This is a genomic window from Chryseobacterium sp. FP211-J200 (assembly GCF_001643375.1).
GTDB classification, from domain to species: domain Bacteria; phylum Bacteroidota; class Bacteroidia; order Flavobacteriales; family Weeksellaceae; genus Epilithonimonas; species Epilithonimonas ginsengisoli.
The window spans coordinates 18,797-37,041 of the sequence record NZ_LSHB01000027.1 but is presented as its reverse complement, the minus strand read 5'-3'; the positions used below and the strand labels follow the sequence as shown (position 1 = coordinate 37,041).

8 protein-coding genes are annotated in these 18,245 nt (G+C 32.2%); 1 reads left to right on the top strand and 7 read right to left on the bottom strand.

Annotated elements, in window-relative coordinates:
- The first annotated feature begins 4 nt into the window (after positions 1 to 4).
- On the top strand, positions 5 to 1,579 hold the full coding sequence (locus AXA65_RS09710; RefSeq protein ID WP_063969919.1) for an MFS transporter: 1,575 nt from the start codon (positions 5 to 7) through the stop codon (positions 1,577 to 1,579).
- Positions 1,580 to 2,021: 442 nt separating this feature from the next.
- Here AXA65_RS09710 and AXA65_RS09705 read toward each other — a convergent pair whose 3' ends face one another.
- The 7 genes from AXA65_RS09705 to AXA65_RS09675 form a co-directional block, all read right to left on the bottom strand.
- On the bottom strand, positions 2,022 to 2,243 hold the full coding sequence (locus AXA65_RS09705) for a hypothetical protein (protein ID WP_063969918.1): 222 nt from the start codon (positions 2,241 to 2,243) through the stop codon (positions 2,022 to 2,024).
- 923 nt (positions 2,244 to 3,166) lie between these two features.
- Complete coding sequence (locus tag AXA65_RS09700; RefSeq protein WP_063969917.1) at positions 3,167 to 9,232, bottom strand: ATP-binding protein; 6,066 nt, start codon at positions 9,230 to 9,232, stop codon at positions 3,167 to 3,169.
- Between the two features lie 195 nt (positions 9,233 to 9,427).
- Positions 9,428 to 14,638: a helicase-related protein gene (locus tag AXA65_RS09695; RefSeq protein WP_063969916.1), complete on the bottom strand. Its 5,211-nt coding sequence runs from the start codon at positions 14,636 to 14,638 to the stop codon at positions 9,428 to 9,430.
- Entirely contained in the window at positions 14,635 to 15,312 is a 678-nt protein-coding gene (locus AXA65_RS09690) for a hypothetical protein (protein ID WP_063969915.1), read from the bottom strand. Before AXA65_RS09690 ends, AXA65_RS09695 begins: the two co-directional genes overlap by 4 nt.
- An 80-nt stretch (positions 15,313 to 15,392) precedes the next feature.
- Positions 15,393 to 16,664: a hypothetical protein gene (locus tag AXA65_RS20040; protein ID WP_185114321.1), complete on the bottom strand. Its 1,272-nt coding sequence runs from the start codon at positions 16,662 to 16,664 to the stop codon at positions 15,393 to 15,395.
- Between the two features lie 5 nt (positions 16,665 to 16,669).
- Positions 16,670 to 17,380 carry a hypothetical protein gene (locus AXA65_RS09680; protein ID WP_063969913.1) on the bottom strand — a complete coding sequence of 237 codons (711 nt, stop codon included), beginning with the start codon at positions 17,378 to 17,380 and terminating at the stop codon, positions 16,670 to 16,672.
- The gene (locus AXA65_RS09675) at positions 17,370 to 18,245 is read right to left on the bottom strand and encodes a M23 family metallopeptidase (RefSeq protein ID WP_063969912.1); all 876 of its coding nucleotides are present in this window, start codon (positions 18,243 to 18,245) and stop codon (positions 17,370 to 17,372) included. Before AXA65_RS09675 ends, AXA65_RS09680 begins: the two co-directional genes overlap by 11 nt.

The following is an 18,245-nucleotide window of genomic DNA, read 5'->3' as shown; positions in this document are numbered from 1 at the left end:
AAAAATGACATTATTCAAAGAATGGGTTCCGAACTGGCTGGCAAAAACGATTCTTTTCACATTGCTATTGCCCAATATGATTATGTTTTTTCTGCCAATGGCGAATGAAGACGTAGCTGCAGGCTATTACGGCATAGAACCGAATGACATTCAGTTTACGATTTCTCTTTACTATGCAGGGTTTGCATCATTCTACTGTTTGGAAAGGAGATTTTATAATTACTTTACTTCTAAGCAATACTTTATACAGTTTCAGTTGTTCCAACTATTGTGTTGTTATCTGCTGTTCTCCTCTCAGATTCTGCTGATTGTTTTTATTGTAAGGTTTGTTCAAGGAATGCTTTTTGCCAGTGCCGTGAATCTCTATATGTCGATGGCTATCAGATTTATGAAATCTTACAGAGCAAAGGAAGTCACATACAGTTTGTTTTTCGGAATGTTGCTTTGTACAACATCTTTTAACAACCTGATTACAGCAGACCTCATCGACCAATATAATTTTGACATTGTCTATAAACTATCGATGGTGATGTTTGCCGTAAGCGTGATTATTGTTTTGGTTTGTATCTCTTCTGCCAAAGTATTTCATCGGCACACGCTGATTCAGTTGGATATGAGCAGTTTTATTTTGCTGGCTGTTATTTTAATTGGATTGGGTTATTTGAGTGTCTATGGACAACAATATTATTGGTTTGATAGTGTTAAGATTATTCAGGTTTCGATAATGGTTGGTTTGGCGACATTATTATTTGCAATTCGTCAGCTAACCTTGAAAAGACCTTACATTGATTTTTCTATCTTTAAACAAAAACAATATCTGTGGGGCGCAATGCTCTTGTTCTTTATGTACATTGAGCGATTCTCGTTTACCTATGTCGGGAGTTTTTACAAAAGTGTCCTTCATATGGACCCGAGGCATATCTCGTATATGTTTGTGTTTAATCTAATCGGGATAATTGCTGGTGTAGCTTTGGCAGCTTGGCATCAAATTAAACAATCGAATGTCATCTGGCTCTGGATGTGCGGTTTTGTCTCATTGATGATTTATCACATTTGTATGACACAGATGCTTGCTAATGCAGGTAATGAAAGCTACTACTGTATTCCGCTGTTTGCACACGGATTAGGTGTTGGACTTATAATGGTTCCTACGATTTTGTTTATCATCAGTATTGTTCCTTACTATTTGGCACCTTCTGCAGCTGCATTTGGATTGATTATAAGATTTTTAGGATACACAACCAGTACTTTTTTGACTAAATACTTCAGCGTCTATCATTACAATCTGCATTACAACAGATTCCTAGATTACATCAATTATAACAATCAATATTATCTGGATAAAATCAATCAGATTAAGACTTATCTCGGAAATAATGGTTTGGAGGAGAAAACCGTTCCGCTTGTGACACAGAAAGTGTTTAAGACACAACTCGATAATCAAATTTTACTAAGGTCTATTATGGATTATTATTCTCTGATGATTTGGTTTTCTATGGCGATTCTGTTTTTGCTTGTCTGTTATTATATCCGAGAGAAAAAAGTGTATGTGCATTTCCGGCCATTATTACCAATTTAAAGGCAACTATATACTTTAATGTACCAAGAGAATCTCAGTAATTTATGAGGTATCATTTACAAAAAATATTTTTTTTTTAATGTTTCACATCTAGATTTACTAAAACATTAAAAAGATTAATCTGGATTATTCTAGAATCAAAAACAAAAAAAATGGCTCAATTTAGATTAAATTGGAGCCATTTGGGGTATTTGTGACCGCAGAGGTGCAATTTTCGAACACTTTTGTAGAAGATTTGGATAAACTTGCAAAACTCTCATCATTTATTATCCCATAAAACATTATCTACTATATATAATTCCATTTCGGGTTACTTCATATCAGATTGAAATATAGAGATTAATTAGATGAAAGTTGAAGTTCATTATAAGACTTGCTGGCAAATACATTAATTAGCAATTTTATAAATTTTTATAATGCATTTGAAGCAATAAGATATGAATCAATCTTGATTTAAAATAAAATCTTTGATGGTAATTTTAGCGAACGTATGTGCTAGTGCTAAAATTTCAGAAGCCTCTTCCTCTGAAACATTTAAACCTGAATTTTTGAGTATTCTTATTGCTACATCTAATTTAATTTCTTGAAAATTCATCATCGACCCTGGCTCAAATTTATATGAACTATCAATAATGGAATTTTTCTTTTTTTTACTTGTAGGCACTATAGAAAAGATCAATTAGAAGGAGAATTATCTATTTTTTGTCACCTAAAATAAGATACTGACTTAAAAATAATAGATAAAAGTTCCGATTTAATACTCAGTAAAAATCGGCAATAATTGTGTAAAAAAGAGTTGTATAGATAGCTGGAAGTCTAATTAAAGTTAGTCTGGAATAAAAAGATTCCAAGCTAGATGACTTTGGGATAAAAAAGATTATTTTCGATGAACTATACAAAATTTAAAGTTTTAGGTTCTTTAAAAATTCTAAAATAGAAGAAAAAAAAACTGACAAAGAAATAACGTACTAACCCTTGATACATATAAATTTTGTAAACAGAAGGTATTTCAAAAAATTCATCCAAGCTTTTTAGAGAGTTTGCAACATTTTATAATACATTATTATTTTCAATCTTAATTTGCTTACTATTAATAGAAAAACCTTTAAATACTTTTATTTAAAGGTTTTTCTATTAAAATCATACCAGAACATTTAGAAAGCGGAAAAAAAATTATTGATATCAATTCAGTATAATTAGAATTCATGTAAACTACAATATGCAACGATATGAAAATATTAAAGAAAATGCTAACCACAAGAAGTTCAAAGTCAATCAATGTAATTAGAATTGAGTAAAAGATAAATAGAAAATCTTTAAAAAGTATTAGGCATTATGTTCGGATGGGACTTGTTATTTTTTCAAAAAAGCACTTTCTATAAGCGTTATATTGTTCTCTTATTTAGCAGGTCACCGAAAAAAGGTCACTTTTCTAAACAATTTAGAGCGTCGTTTTTACTGGTGCAAATATATTTTTTATTTTCACAAAGAAACAAGCCCACTTTTCATCATTAACATGTCTAAAATACAGACTTTCAAAGACTTTAGAAAAATTTTTATTAAAATTATCTTTGAAGGTTTTTAATTTCATATCTCTAAAGTCACAATCATACTATTATCAATCAACTTATTATCTTCATATATTGATTTAACCAACTTTTTTTGAAAAAACAGTTTTTCTTCAAAGGTTTGAATTTCTACTATAGCCTTATCAGAAGCAATAACAAACCACCCTTCTCCAATTTCCCCATCTTTCCTAGGAGTCATATTCATATTACCACTTGCCCAATAAATAGACTCAACCATCAATTCTCCTGATTCATTTCTCCATGCAAATAATTTTGTAGGCTCTGGAATCCAATCAAGGTGTCTTGCTAGAACAGGATTTATTGCTATCCATCTTGATTTTATATCAAACTGACTAAATCTATGGTCTCTATGAACAATTATAAAATGACCGCCTCCATTTAAATTGTGGTAATTATCACTAAGCTCATGAAAAACTGAACCAAAGATATAAGGTTCAGAATCGTCTATACTATCTGAGACCGTAACTTGTGATGAAAACTCTTCAGATGGACTTCCCCAATCTAAATTTTTAATAACATTATATTCTCCTATAATTTTAAAACCATTATCATAATTAATAAGAGAATTTTCCTGCAATCTTACATTATCATCAATTTTATCAATCCAATCTTTTCTTACAAACTTCTCTTTTTCTATTTTTGGAATGAAGCTTGGCTTTTTTATTGTGTGAAAAAATGGAACACTTTTATCTTTAGAGATTAGCACATCTCTAAGTTCCTCATTGTAACATGTTTGAGAGTCAATCAATTCAGTGGCTAATTGCATAATTGCCCTTAATGCCGTGATAACTCGGGGTCTATGAAATGAATATTTTAAGTTAATTTCTTCTAGGTGACCTCTTATTTCTTTTTCAAACTCAACAGTCCATTCATTCTCATTGCCTAACTCTTTCATCAAAGATTGTGTCCTTATCAGTAAAATAGACTTATCTACTTCTGAAATTATTGATATATAGTTAATTATATTACCAAATGGACTTATTAAATCATTAGGATTATTAACATCTAATATGGGAATATATGAATCATTTTTTCTTCCCAATTTTAGCGATTTTATTTCTGGAATTTCTAAGGAGTAAATAGCAGGTAGTGCATTAAATTTACTCTGCGGAATATCTTTTCCAAAAAATTCAAGGATTTCAATAGCATCATTCCTAATCTCAAAATCTTTAGATATTGCATATTCTTCGAGTATTGGAACAAACTCAACCGTCTTTTCTGGGCTGAGATGAAATAAAAAAACTACAATTTCAATAATAGAGTAATCATTAAGCTTTCTCTCTATAAGATAATTGCTTGCATACCTATTATTAGCGTCAATACACTTTGCAAATAGTATTATTGCTTTTTCTCTTACTATGTTAACAGGGGATTTTAAAAGCTCAACCAAATAGTCAATATATACCTTTTCAGACGGGGTATCTAGTGATTCTAGTAAAGGTAAATCTGCTAAAGGCTTACTATTAGACATTAGTCTTTGGAGATATTCAAAAACTTCATTCCAGATTTCTACTTCTGGAAAGCTTTCTGTTAATAATCCCATTATGTCTCTTAAATCATAAAAATATGAACTAGGATAGCCTGTCTCAATTACATTGTATGAGAAAACTTCAAAAGCCTTTTTTGTCGCTTTTGAGGAATCAACTTTTTTTAGAGCATTAAATGCTTCTATTCTTGAGCCTCCATCGTAATGTTTTACCCATCCCGATTCGCTCGACAATTCAATACTTTTCTCAGCCAAATCTTTTGCTAAATCAGAATCTCCTTTATTCAAAGCTATTCCACTCATTTTCGAATAAAATATTGATTCTCTTTTTGTGATTTTTGCAAAGCTGTTAATATCTTTGATATTATCAAGAGATATTATAGGTTCTAATTTATCTATGACTTTTGACCAGTTAAAATATGAGTTACCCTTATCCTCATTTTGTAACATTTCTTTAAAATCATCATAACTCTTTATTTGTTCAAGAACTTGATTTTCAGATAATCTTTTATAATCTGGTTTTAGAACTAATTCATTTGAGGATGAATCATTATTTTTATAATCTTTTGGAAGAATAAAGTCTGGAAAATAATCTATCGTATTTAAATCTTGGGTTACAAAAAAATTGTCTACCTCTTTTAAAAGATATACCCTGTCTGCCTCAAATGAATTTATATTTATACTGTTTAAAATATATGGAAGCTGGTTTTTGAAAAAATTTTCACCACATATTTCATATCCCTTTTTAAGAATTTCTTTAAGTACTTTTATACTAGTAGACTCTGATAAGAGTAAATACAAATCACAGTATAGGTTAATAGCATTATTATAGTTTTGTTCCGTATTTATCTGTTTAGTAAAATACTTTATAAAAAGGGCCAAAGCCTCATTAAAGTCTATAAGCCCATTTTTTATTTGCCAATTAGACTGTTGCACTCCATCATTTAAATTGTTTTCAAAACCTACCTCTAGTAAATCTTCTGAAGCATCCCAATATGCTCTTCCCTCTGTAGTCTCTTTAATATGATTAAGGTGTGATAAGAACCATACAATTCTGTCAGAAGCACCCGTGGGATTTACTTTATTTATTTCTCGCAACCACCTTATCCATGTATTAAACTGATAGTCTTTACGATAGCCTATTCCTATTGACTCTTGTATTGCTTGTTTTAACCATTTTTCACTTTCATTAATCTCATTAATTTGAAAGTAAATGTTTGCCTGATCAATACATTCTCTTACACGCCCATCAATATCATGATTATCCAACATGAAACTTTCAATTATTTGCAATCGTTCTACACAAATATCTTTTGAATAGTCTTCTTCAATAAGAGATGTAACTATATGTCGTTGAGTTTTACTATTCCAGTATTTTTTATTGCTATCAAATTCTAAAGAAAGCAGATGAGCTATTTTATTTATATTTTCTTTTCCGGTCAATGATACAGCGTAAATTAGGAGATTAAAATATTCCTCCTTGCACTGTTGTATTTTATACCAATAACTATTGCGCGGAGAAATTTCTTTATAATAAAATTTGACAACCGGAATCATCCTTTGAGTAATTTCTCCCGAGAAACTTCCCATTATTCCCTCACTTAGTACCTGAGAAATTAAACATAACATTCTTTCAAACTCAACTAATACTTCTTCATCACTTCCAGAAGCAGCAGAAGGGATAGCAGCAGTAATAGGTAGTCCTTTATTGCAAAGATTAAGTAATTTATTAAACTTTATTAATGGAATAAATGGATCCAAAGAATCACTATATCCCAAATCTATTTCTTTTGTTGCGGCTTTTGAAGGGTGTTTAATATTCTCAATCCACTCCCAAACTTCAGTGGTATCCTGAGTGACTTTGAAAATTAAATCGGCAATAAATATTCTTCCAATTGGTGACGTATTCTCTATTGTAAAATATCCTTTTAAAGAAGATATAAATTCAATTGCTCGATTATTATCATTTGTATCTATACATTCTTCAATTGCATTTTGGAAAAGATGAAATATTGCATTTTTACCTTTTTTTGTCTTAGTATTGATGTTATATAAAATTTTGGCGAAATCATCCCATTTATTCTGCTGAATAATACTATAACCCAGACTTTCTAATATTTGAATACGTAAATCTGATTCTTTTTCTTCAAATCTATTATTCTCAGAGTCATTAGAAAATTTAATACTATTAATAACTAATAAAATGTTGTCTATCAATTCAAAATATGCAGCAGTCGCTGCCCATTCTTTCAAGGAATCTTTTGTCTCCCTGTAATTATGTGAATTCTCAATTAATATCTTCTGATTAGTAATGATTTCAGGATAAGCTAAATTGTAAAATAACTCAGCTTCTGATTTGTATCCAGAATTAAAAAAAATCCTAGAGGCTTTTAAGGCATAAGATTCTGAACAATGCAGTACATTTCCTGATCTTAAGTATCCTACAGCTTCACTAAATTTATTTATTTGTAAAAGTTCTTCTGTAAGAGATGCAGGATTAATATTAAATAACCTTCTTTCAATCTCAGCGGAACAAAACAAATATTTTAGAAGAAAAATTAAACTATTTTGCTTTCTACTAATTTCAATACCTAAATTTATATCTTTTTTAATTTCGTCCGCAGGTCTAAAATTTAATAGCTGATTAGTGAAATTTTCTGGAGTTGCTACAGTTAAAAATGTGTCAAAATCTTCAGATTCGAACAAATGATAGTTCTGATTCCATCTTTGCTCGATAGTAGATTTCTCATAATATTCCGCTAACTGTTTGTGATAGTTACGATGCAAAATGAAATCAAAATCGTTATTTAAATAATTTATGGCTGTTTGGGTTAACAAAAATTGCTTGAATGAATTATGAAAAAAAGACAATGCTTTATTCTCTTCATTAAATAAAATTTTTGCTTTCTCATTAAATGATTTGTGTGTTGCCCTTTCAAAAGACCATTCTTGTAAAAAATCGATATTTATTAAGCCTTTTATTCTAGCAATCAAGCCTAAAAAACTAACTAAGTTTTCGTCTTGATTAATCGGTTCCCAAATCTTTTTATAATAGTTATCTATGTCTCCTTCAATTGTTGGAAGGGAGTCAATCGCTTCCTCTAAGCTCTCTATTCCTGATAATTTTTCCACCAAATATGATAAATATAAGGGATGCCCTTGCGACTTTTCATATATTTTTGATTTTATACCAAGAGTTACTTCGGCAATGAAATCTACGTTATCTATATAATTATAAACGTCTTCTTTTCTTAAAGAATCAATTTTTATAGTTCTTTCGGAATTCTGGTGTTCACTTTTAACTTCTTGTGGAATGTCGCTTAAATCGTAAGACTGACTACCTAAAATAATAATAACACCACTTGGTAATGTTGCAGGTAATGGAAGTTCTCTAAGAAAACTGGTTGAAGCTGATTTATATTCTCTCGGAACATGGTCTAACCCGTCAATAATGATTATAGTTTTTTGTTGAGACTCATTATATTCTTCACCTATGTATTTTATTTGTTCGTAAAATACATCTTTTAAAAAAACAAGATCCTTATAAGGTAAAATATCTCTTTTATATATACCTTCTTCTTTAATTTGGAAAACTAAATCAAAAAATAAATGAATTGCATTCCCTCTTTCATGATAATTTAAATGTGATGATGGATTTGCAAAGTCAAAAGCATAATATTTAATAATTCTTTCAGTGGATGCTTTAGACCATTGGTTCAGCAAGGTAGATTTACCTGAGCCCGGTCCTCCCGAAAGAAAAATATAGCCTGATTCTAGATGATTAACCTTAGAACTTAATAAGTCTAAACTACTTGTTATAGGCTGATACTTCTTCCTATCAATTACTATATCGTGATTGAATGTTGTTTTAAAGCGGTTTTCCCAGCCTAGTTCTTGGATTATCTGAAGTCGTGAGAATTCTACGAGTCGCATTGGACTTGCTACTTTTTCTATAATAAATCTGCTCAAGTCTTGTAGATCATTATCCTCTCTTAAGTACTTCGAGTTTGTAACACTAAATTCTCTTTGTTTGTAGGCATGGTGAAAATCAAAACATTCAACAAATTCGTTAAATTCTTCCTCTTCTACATTAAGTGTTTTTTTTAAATCTTCAATGACAGGATTCCACTTATCATTAATTGCATTTTTATTACGTAGCTTTTTCCAAACCTCATTTATAAAATCATGAAAGCTTCCTATTTTATCGTTTCCGATTTTTATAGTGTCATTCGTTGATAATTTTTTATTTGTAATCAAATGTGGGATAACCTTTTTACTTACATTAATTCTTTTCAAATTTTGCCAACTTGATAGAATTACCGGTAGAAGGCTAATAAAATTAGTGTATGATATATTTGCCTCCGAAATTGTCCATTTAACTTGATATGCATGAACTTCCGAAGATGTAGAATATTGGATGTCATCGAGCTTTTCTGCTTCCGGATCTGCAACTTTTATCCAAGAAAGACTTTTATTTATTAAATTAAGATAAACAAACCACGCAAATTCGTCAAATTGAGGTAAATATCCTCCTATAGCAGCTCTTTCTCCTTTTGCGGAAATCATTTCATTATCCATTGATATCAGTTTTATTACAAAAATAATTATTTAAACTGAGGATCAAATCACCATTTTATAATAAATCTAATCATAATTGTAAATTTTTGAATGCTTATCTCAAAAATATGTGAAGTCAGAGTTGGCGGGGGCAGTAAAGATAAAATAAGTTGGAAATTTACTAAAAGCAAATTTCCATTATATCATACTTCTAAATTACCTTCTTCTTTCGAAGTAGCTTCCCTGCTCTCGATTTCCATCCATTTTCTGAAACATGTGCACAGAGTCATTAATTTTTCCCAAAAAATTATTTTTATCTTCCTCAAAAAGATACTGATTTTCTTCTTTTCTTTCTGTTATGTAATCCCTATTTTCATTAGCTTTAATCTGTTCTGCCTTCTCTATTTTATATTGTATTATTAAATCGACTTTGATTTCAGGAAGTTCTTCCAATTTTTTATCAAGTTCTGCAATCTTTGCTTCAGTGGTTTTGGTTTGATATTCAATTTGAGTACCATCTATTCCTTTCTGAGCTAAATTTTCAATTACTTCTTGTACTTGAGCCTTATGTAGGTCGATTGTTTTTTGATAAGATGGCAATTGGGTTGCCCAATATTCAGAATTTCCATCTCCATTTTTTGAATAGCCTTCAATTCTATTATATGAATGCTCAGCTTTGGTTACTAATTCTTGAACTTTCAAAACATCTTCGTATTTTCTCAAGACAAAAGCACTATCTGCGAGATGCTTATTTTTCTCACTTTCAATCCTTTTTTTCATCAATTCAATTTCAATGTTGGCTCTGGTTTCGGGATTGGTAATGATGGATGTTTTAAGCTCTTGTGTACTTATGTCCGAAATATCCAAAACATCGGCTCCTTTTTTCATCGCTTCTAAATATCTTGCCTGTTTGGATTGCAATTTTTGAAGCATAAAAACATCAATACTGTCATTGGTCAACATAAAATTGATTCTCACATTTTCGTTTTTATTTCCTTGCCTCCACGCTCGTCCTTCCACTTGTCGAAGTGAAGTAAAATTATAGGGCAAAGTAAGCATATAAACATCGGTTGTGTTTTCCTGAAGGTTCATTCCTTCCTGAATGGCTTCACTACCAATAACTACTTTTATTTTTCCTTCATTAAAATCATTTTGAATAGAAATTCTTTGATTTTTATTGGTCGCTCCGGTAATAATGCCGATTTCTTCGGGTTTGTAACCGATTTCTTTAATGAGATATTCTTTTAGTTTAGGAAATTGAGCAACCGCCAATTCAGAATAAATAATTTGTCCCGATTCCGGAATGTCATTTTTATTTTGTTGAATTAAATCCATTGTTTGTTTCAACTTTGGAGAATTTTCGACAAATTCTTTTACAGAAGGTTCGTCACCTTCAAAATAAGGAGATAAATACGGCGAAATCGCAATCAGTCGGGCATTGAGAATATGAGTAAGAATTGCACCCTTTTCAGTTTCGCTGAAATTTTCATTGAGCAAGTCATATTGTTCTTTTGTGAGATCATTCTGCTCAATTTTATACTCTTTGTTGATTTTATTCGGACGGATCAATTCAGGGTTATCCTCCTCTCCTTTTATATCAATGAATTCCGAAAGTAACTGCTGAAAAAGCGAATTGTTTTTAAATCTCCGAACATTGGCTTTAAACTTCACATCGCCCTTTGCATCAATTTCCATATCATTATCCGCTTCCATAAAGGTCTCGAAGAATGTATTGACGTTGAAATATCCCGATTCTTCCAACCGTTTATTCGCAATCAGAGATAAAATCGAATAATATTCTAAGGGTTTGTTGGTAAAAGGAGTCGCAGAAAGCAAAGTAACATTTCTTCCGTCATTTTTGTCTTGAATATATTGCGCAGCCATCCAGGTATTAATTCCCAATTTGGAAGTCTGTTGGTTTTGACTTCTAAAATCGGAAGCAAATCTGCGATCTTCAATTTTTACTTTTCCTACTATATGATTCGCATTGTGAACTTCATCGTAAGTCAAATGGTCGAATCCAAAATCTTCCCAATCATAGATCTTTCCACGCTTCATTTTTCCCTCAATCTCCTTTTCTTTCTGAAGTTCAATTTGGATGTCCCTTTCCGTATTGGTAACACCTTTCAGTTCGCTTGTAGAGATGTAGCTGAATTTTGAAGAAAGTTCTTCGGTTATTTCTGATGAAAACCCGATATTATTAAAACCTTCATAAGTAACGATCGTAATTTCTCCGTCTTTGTTGTCAAATTTTGAGAGATCATAATCTTTCCCCAAATTCCCTAAAACATTAACTTTAGCATTGGGAACGGTTTCAAAAATGGTTTCCACCCACTGTTTCAGAATACTGTCATTCGGAACAACGATTATTGGTCTTTTAGCATTTCCCCTTTCCATTGCTTCGTGCATAGAAAGGATTCCGGAAAGCGTTTTTCCAAAACCGACCTCGTGCGCTAATAGCCCTACCCCTTTTGTGGTCTGTCTTCCGATTCCAGCTTTCTGAACTTCGGTCAAACGCAATTCCTGACCTTTAAAATGCAGGTAGATCCTCGAAAACAAAGGGAATTTAGAATAGTCCGGAACGTTGATGTTATTGTAATTGCGATTAAATTCTTTTACAAATCTTTCTCGTAGATCTTCTGATAATTCTTCACGGACAAATTTGTAAAAGAGATCATTAGCTGCAGCTTTTCGTCTTTCACGGACTAATGCATTTCTTTCTTTATCGCTTCCTGTCACAGTTTCATTGTCTACAAAACTTTTGACTTCCCAAGATGAAGAGCCAGCGAAGGCATCACTGGGTAAAGTGCCTACAAAATCTTTGAACTTTTCAGCAAGGTTGTAATCTATTATGACAGATTCGGTACGCTTTGTAATATGATTATATTGGTCTTTTTCTGTTTGACCTAACTCAAACTTGTGTACGAACTCGTGGTTCGGACTGACATAAATCTCATCTAGCGATTTTGTTTTTGGTAATGCATTTTCTAATAATGCTTTTTGTTTTTCGTATTGACCGGCATTGCCGGCGCCAATGTTATCTTTAATTGAAAAATTGGAAGCCGAACTTCGGCTAAAATCTCGTTCCAATTGTTCCAGTTTTGCGTAAATATTTCCTTCAGTGTAATAAAAATCGTGAATCCAAACTCCATCAGAATAATTTGAAAATTCGGAATGTTTTTCGTGATTGTTGAGCGTGCCGTCATAAGACGTATCCCTGAATGCTTCAATTTGTTCTTTGGTAATCTCAGAACTATTTTGCAAGGAAGCATTTACAATTTCATCCTGTTTGGAGAATTGATATTTTAAAACACCTTTTTTTATTACCGGTTTCGTTTGAAGTTGATATTCCTTCTCGGCTCTCGTATTGTGAATAGAAATTATTCTATCACTTTTTTCAATAAGGTCTTTTAATTTTTCATCAGAAAACGATGTCGGCTTTGTGATCAGATCTTCGTGCAGTTTTTCGTACTTGCTTATTTCAGTCGTAATTGTCGGAGATTTAAACTTGATGTTATTGAGCTTAGAAAGTACCAATTCAATTTTTTCTTGAGTTTCTGTTATATTTACTTCATTTTTATTTTGACTTTCAATCCTCGCAGAATCTTCGATTTCTGCACTTCCTTTTTTTAGTACAGGAACTTTATTTTCAACTTTAGGTTCTTCCTCTAAAAACAAATCTTCAAACAGATTTCCGATCCGTTGGGTTTCTTTCCTATTTTTAAACTGTTCAATCTTAAATAAAGCTTCATCTAAATTTCCGTAAATATATTTTTCTAATCGACCAAAACGGTTGGTTTTTTCGCGGGTTTCTCCCAAAATTCTTGTTGGATTATTTTCAAAATAATGGGAAATATCCTTTGAAATATTTTGATTATTTTTTCTTAGAATGATAATATCGGTTCCGATCTGTGTTCCTGCAAAAGCTCCGTTGGGCAAACGAAATCCATCCAAAATATTGGCGTTTTGCAATTTTTTTTGCCTGCTCAGCCAAGCTGATGGAAGAACCATCGCCAAAACGCCGTCGGTTTTTAAGGAATCTAAAGACCTTTTTACAAAATAATCTTCATATTTAGAAATTTTTGGTTCTTCTCCCAATCCTTTATAAAGCCCACGATGTTCACCATAAGGTGGATTCCCGATGACCAAATTGTATTGCTGTGAAAAGCCTTTTTTGTTGCCTTTCTCGTCGATGAATTCAGTTTCAAACGAACGAAGATTGATGTCAGCTTCGGGATGCAGAATTTTGGCAATTTTCGCGGTGGTCTCGTTGATTTCAAATCCTGTAATTTTAGAATTTACAGATAATTCGTGAGTAGCATAAATGAAATTTCCAGTTCCAACACTTGGTTCTAAAACCGAAATTTCTTTTTGAGTTTTGAAATGGTCTTTGATTAAATTACGGACTGCATCGACAATTTTATCGTGTGTGTAATATTCGTCTAAAATTCCTCTGCCTTCTTTTGAGGTTCCGCCACTTTGGAATTGATTGCAGATTTCTTTTAAATCATCCGTGACTTTCAGATTTTCTTTGAGAATAACCTTGTGATTCTCGGAAACAAAACAAGCCGCAGAAACTACTTCCGCAACTTGATCACTATTCAGTTTTTGCCCTTTATATTTTGAAATAAGAGCATCTAACTCTAAATTATTTGTTGACTCCTCACTTATCTCGGAAAGTCCTCCATCAGGTCTTCTTCTATCGGATACAGTTCTCCCGGGTACGATTCCGCCCACGGAGCGTCCTTGAGTCTCTCCAACATTATTCTGTTGTGAGTCGTCATAGGATCCTCTTCCTCGGTATCGGTTTCCCAAATTACTCCGCTCTGTGCCTGCAAGTCCATTTCCAGCATTGTTGCTGCCCACTGTTTGTCCGCTTCCGTAATTTCCGTTTTGTTCGGATTTGATTTTTGAACCAAGTTCTCCAGTGTTTTCTTCAGGTGTTCCTTTTCCCAATTGCTGAGAATTGGATGTTCTTCCGGATTCAATTGCATCGTTTTCATTTTCAGAAATTTTTGGTTCAACTAAATTAGTATTTTGATTTTGACGATTTAATTTGTTCTCTAAATATTCGCTCAGGTTTTGATTCTTGCTTTCAGAAATTTCATACAAAGGTCGAACGTCTTTGATGTTTTTACCATCAAATTCCGTAAGAATTTTCCTGGTTATCTCATTTCCTGTCCTGTCACCGCTCAGACAAAGAAACATTTTGCCATCATAATTCTGGTATCTATTGAGGAACTTTTTAGTATTTGAAACGGAATTAAGTGTAACAAGTGTTCTATTATTGATTTGCTTATTCAATTGAAGAAGCTCCAAAAATGAAAATTGATCATTACTGTCTGCGAAAACAATTAGTTCTTTCTTATTTCCCTCAGTTACAGAAATGTCATCAATTATTTCATTAAAAAATTCTTGATCGTTCACTTTTTTCTTTTTTTTATGAAGTGATTATATTCAAAAATCTCTTGAGCTTCACTGTCCCAATTTTTTCTCGGTATTAGTTGGAGTGTAACAAATATGTCATTCTTTTTATTGTACGAATCAATCCTTTCAAGCCTTCCGTGATAGTCTTTTTCCGCGTGTCTATAAAGAGAATACGGCAAGATGGTATCCGACGGATAAATGTAAAATCGGCTATAATGCCAAGGGGAATTGATCTCAAATCGTTTGTATTTTTTATTGAATAAAATGGTGTCTGATAAGTTTTTCCTGTTTTTATAGTTCGGAATCCATTCTTTTGAAAAAATCGCACCTTCTTTTTTACTCCAGATCGATAAAGGATTTTGCTTAGCAAAAATATCGGAAAGGATGATGTTGCTGCTCTCTGAATCTAATGAATAGCAGAGTGAATCTTTAATATAATAGAGCTGCTTATTGATTTCGGGAAATGCAAGATCGGGAACTAATTCTAACAGCTGATTTCCTGAATAATTCATCTTTGACAAATGGAAATTCTGCATCTTATCCAGTCCTTTGGATGCGTCAAAGTAAACATTGGAGATAATATCGATTCCGCCTTTCTCCGACTTAATCTCTTTGTGGCACGAAATAATGACAAATAGTAAAAATAAACAAGGAAGTATTATAAGTTTTTTCATTTTGGGAGATTTAAAAAAAAGCGGCAGCCTTATTAATTTGACTTGCCGCTAGGAAATAAATGATTGGTTGTAAGTCTTATCTATCTTTTAATGCTCTGTTCTTTGACATTATTTTTTTCTTGCTTGTTATCCTGTTCCAAGCCTTCCAAAGGTTTATTGGTATTGATTCTGTTCATATCCTGATCGTAAAGACTTAGATTTTTATACTGAGGATTTAGCACCGCTTTACCTTCTATCACTTTATCATCCAATTCAAATTTCACCTTGACAATATTTCCTTTTTCCAAAGATTTTATGGTGTTTTCCTTCCATTCAGGTTTATCAAAGATCAGATTCGATTTTTCTACAATTTGAGCTGCGTCCACTCCATAATTTTTGTAGAAATTCTGGAAGTTGTAATTTCCTTTTTCGGTTTTTGGCTCGTCGAAATTGAGTTTGACAAAAGCGGGTTCCAGCTGTTCGGTTTTCGGATTATTAAATTCTATTTTTACCGTTCTGCCTTCCAAAAGATTCACTGCTTCTTTTGCAGTAAAAGTGTTTTCTTTACTGATAGGAAAATTATGTGAAATTTCTTCATTCTTTTCACTAGTCAAATTTGCGTTGTAAGAATTGAGAAAAACACCACCGCCTTCAGATTTATTGAATTTCAAGGTAAAATCTACTTTGTTTTCTGGTAAAGTTTTGTCTGAGGTTGTTTTAATTTCGAATTGTTGTCTTTTGGAATTAATACCTTTTTCTAAATCATTGTGAAGTTTTTCCGCTTCACCAAAACCAAGATATTTTAATTGGTTTTTCAAGTATTCTACTTGGTCAAATGTTTTGTTGTTTTCCATAATTTGTGGATTTTTATTGTTTATAATTGATTTATTTTGAATGATAGATTCAAGTTCTTTTATTTCATTAAAAATGAAACTCATCTTACTCAGATCATCATTTTCTTTTTGGATTTGAAGCTCTTCTTTCTTTAGGTTTAATAAATGTTTTAATCCCTCAGTCGATAAGTTTATTAATTCCTTTGCACTATAACCCTCAATTGTGGTTTCAATATGACGATTGCCACCGGCAACAGATAATTCTTTTTCAGAAATCAGTTTTTTAACATCATTCAACTGTTCTTGATTAATCTCGCTTTCCGTGGATTTTTCTATGTTCAGTACGGAAGTATTTATTTTGCTTTTATAATTTCTGTGCTCAAGAATCCTCATGTAATAATTTTCTTTGTCTGTGAAAATTCTTTCACCATCTCTGAAAAAATGTTCAGATGAACTATTTTTCATTTCGTTTACAAAATCTTTATAACCCTTAGTCCTAGGAACTATATTCTTATCAAACCAGGTGAGATTATAATACATTTCATTTACCTTCTAAAATTTCTTAATTTATCCACTTCTTCATCTTGCTCCAGGTCATCGTCTCTTCTTTGATTGGCATTCTGATACAAGTCCGGGGCATTCCCATTCAGCTGAATATCGGAATCACCTGCTTTGAAAATTTGTTTTTGGTTCGTAGCTATGCTGTCCACGGTATTGATCTCTCTGGAAACGATGGTGAGATTTTTCGTTATCACTTTGTCTGCTTCAGGATACTGGTTTATCATGTCCAAAAGAAAACTTTTCATTTTTAGCAATTCAGTTCTGTAACGATTCAGTTCTTCCGTATCCTTTTTATCAGCAATAATTGCGGTGATTTCCTTTGCATTTTTAATGAAGTCAAACTCAACAACTTTGCTGGTTTCTTTGTCGAAAATGAAAGCTTTCTTTTCAAGAGTCGAAAAAACCGGTAACAGCTTGTGTAAAAGCTTTTGAACATTGGCATACTCAACTCTGACCATACTGTTTTTAATTATTTCCGATAGGTTTTTATCCCGTTCCAAAAAGATGACCTTCAGTTGGGTGTTATTATCCGTAAGCTGAAAAGTGGCTCTGTTTTTGTCGTTGTCCGCGACGATGGTGTATCCCTTCAGAAATTTCTGAATATCATCTGCATTAAGTTTCTTAGAGAATGACAGATCTTCATTGATAATTCCGTATTTTTTCAGTTCGTCTGTTGGTAAAGTATTAGTGTTCATAATGGTTTGCTATTAAATTGTTTACTTTTATGAGGTCATTTAAAAAATGAGATGGATTGATGTTTTGTCCAAATTCTTTTACAGAAAAATGCAGATGTGGACCTGTAGAGTTTCCTGAATTTCCGCTTTTCCCAATGATAAAGCCTGCTTTTACTTTTTCTCCTGCCCGATAATATATCTCTGAGAGATGTAGGTACGAGGTTTCGAAACGGTCAAAATGTTTTACTTTTATAAAGTTTCCACCCCCCTTTGAGTCCCAACCTGTTGCAGTAACAATTCCGTCCAAAACGGAATACACATTTTCGAAGCTGGCTTTTAAATCGATACCATTGTGTGTTTTTCTCGTTCCGAAAATAGGATGCGTTCTAGTCCCATAGGAAGATGTAACTGTAATTTTGTTTTTAACCGGCATTACAATTTTTGAAAAAAAATCTTTCGGTTCATCTACAAAATCATACGTTGTAGAAAGTTCCTGTTTTTTTGATGTTTGCTTTGTGACTTCTACTCTATTCTCTGCTTGAAGCATCAAAGAATCTTTCAGTTTTTCAAACTCATTTCTTCGTAATTCTTTTACACTGCTATATTCTTTAATCAACATTTTCAAAGAATCGATCTGACTCGTTAACCACTTCGTCGAACCCTCTGTTTCATTTTTTAAATCTGATTTTGTGGTGATGTTTAAAACCTCTTTCCAAGATCTTTTATTCTTTTTTTGTTTTATCCCTTCTACCATAGTGGATTTTTCTGATACTTTTGGATTTTCAGACTTTTTCGGTACTGTTGCTCTAAGTGTATTGAATTGTGCAAATGATAAGCAACTGTAAAACAGCACTATCAAAGTAACTGTGTATCTTCGTTTTTTCAT

Excerpts from the sequence above, each read along its gene's own strand:
- AXA65_RS09710 (WP_063969919.1), top strand. The coding sequence starts at position 5 with ATGACATTATTCAAAGAATGGGTTCCGAACTGGCTGGCAAAAACGATT.
- AXA65_RS09700 (WP_063969917.1), bottom strand. The coding sequence starts at position 9,232 with ATGGATAATGAAATGATTTCCGCAAAAGGAGAAAGAGCTGCTATAGGA.
- AXA65_RS09690 (WP_063969915.1), bottom strand. The coding sequence starts at position 15,312 with ATGAAAAAACTTATAATACTTCCTTGTTTATTTTTACTATTTGTCATT.
- AXA65_RS20040 (WP_185114321.1), bottom strand. The coding sequence starts at position 16,664 with ATGTATTATAATCTCACCTGGTTTGATAAGAATATAGTTCCTAGGACT.
- AXA65_RS09680 (WP_063969913.1), bottom strand. The coding sequence starts at position 17,380 with ATGAACACTAATACTTTACCAACAGACGAACTGAAAAAATACGGAATT.
- AXA65_RS09675 (WP_063969912.1), bottom strand. The coding sequence starts at position 18,245 with ATGAAAAAACGAAGATACACAGTTACTTTGATAGTGCTGTTTTACAGT.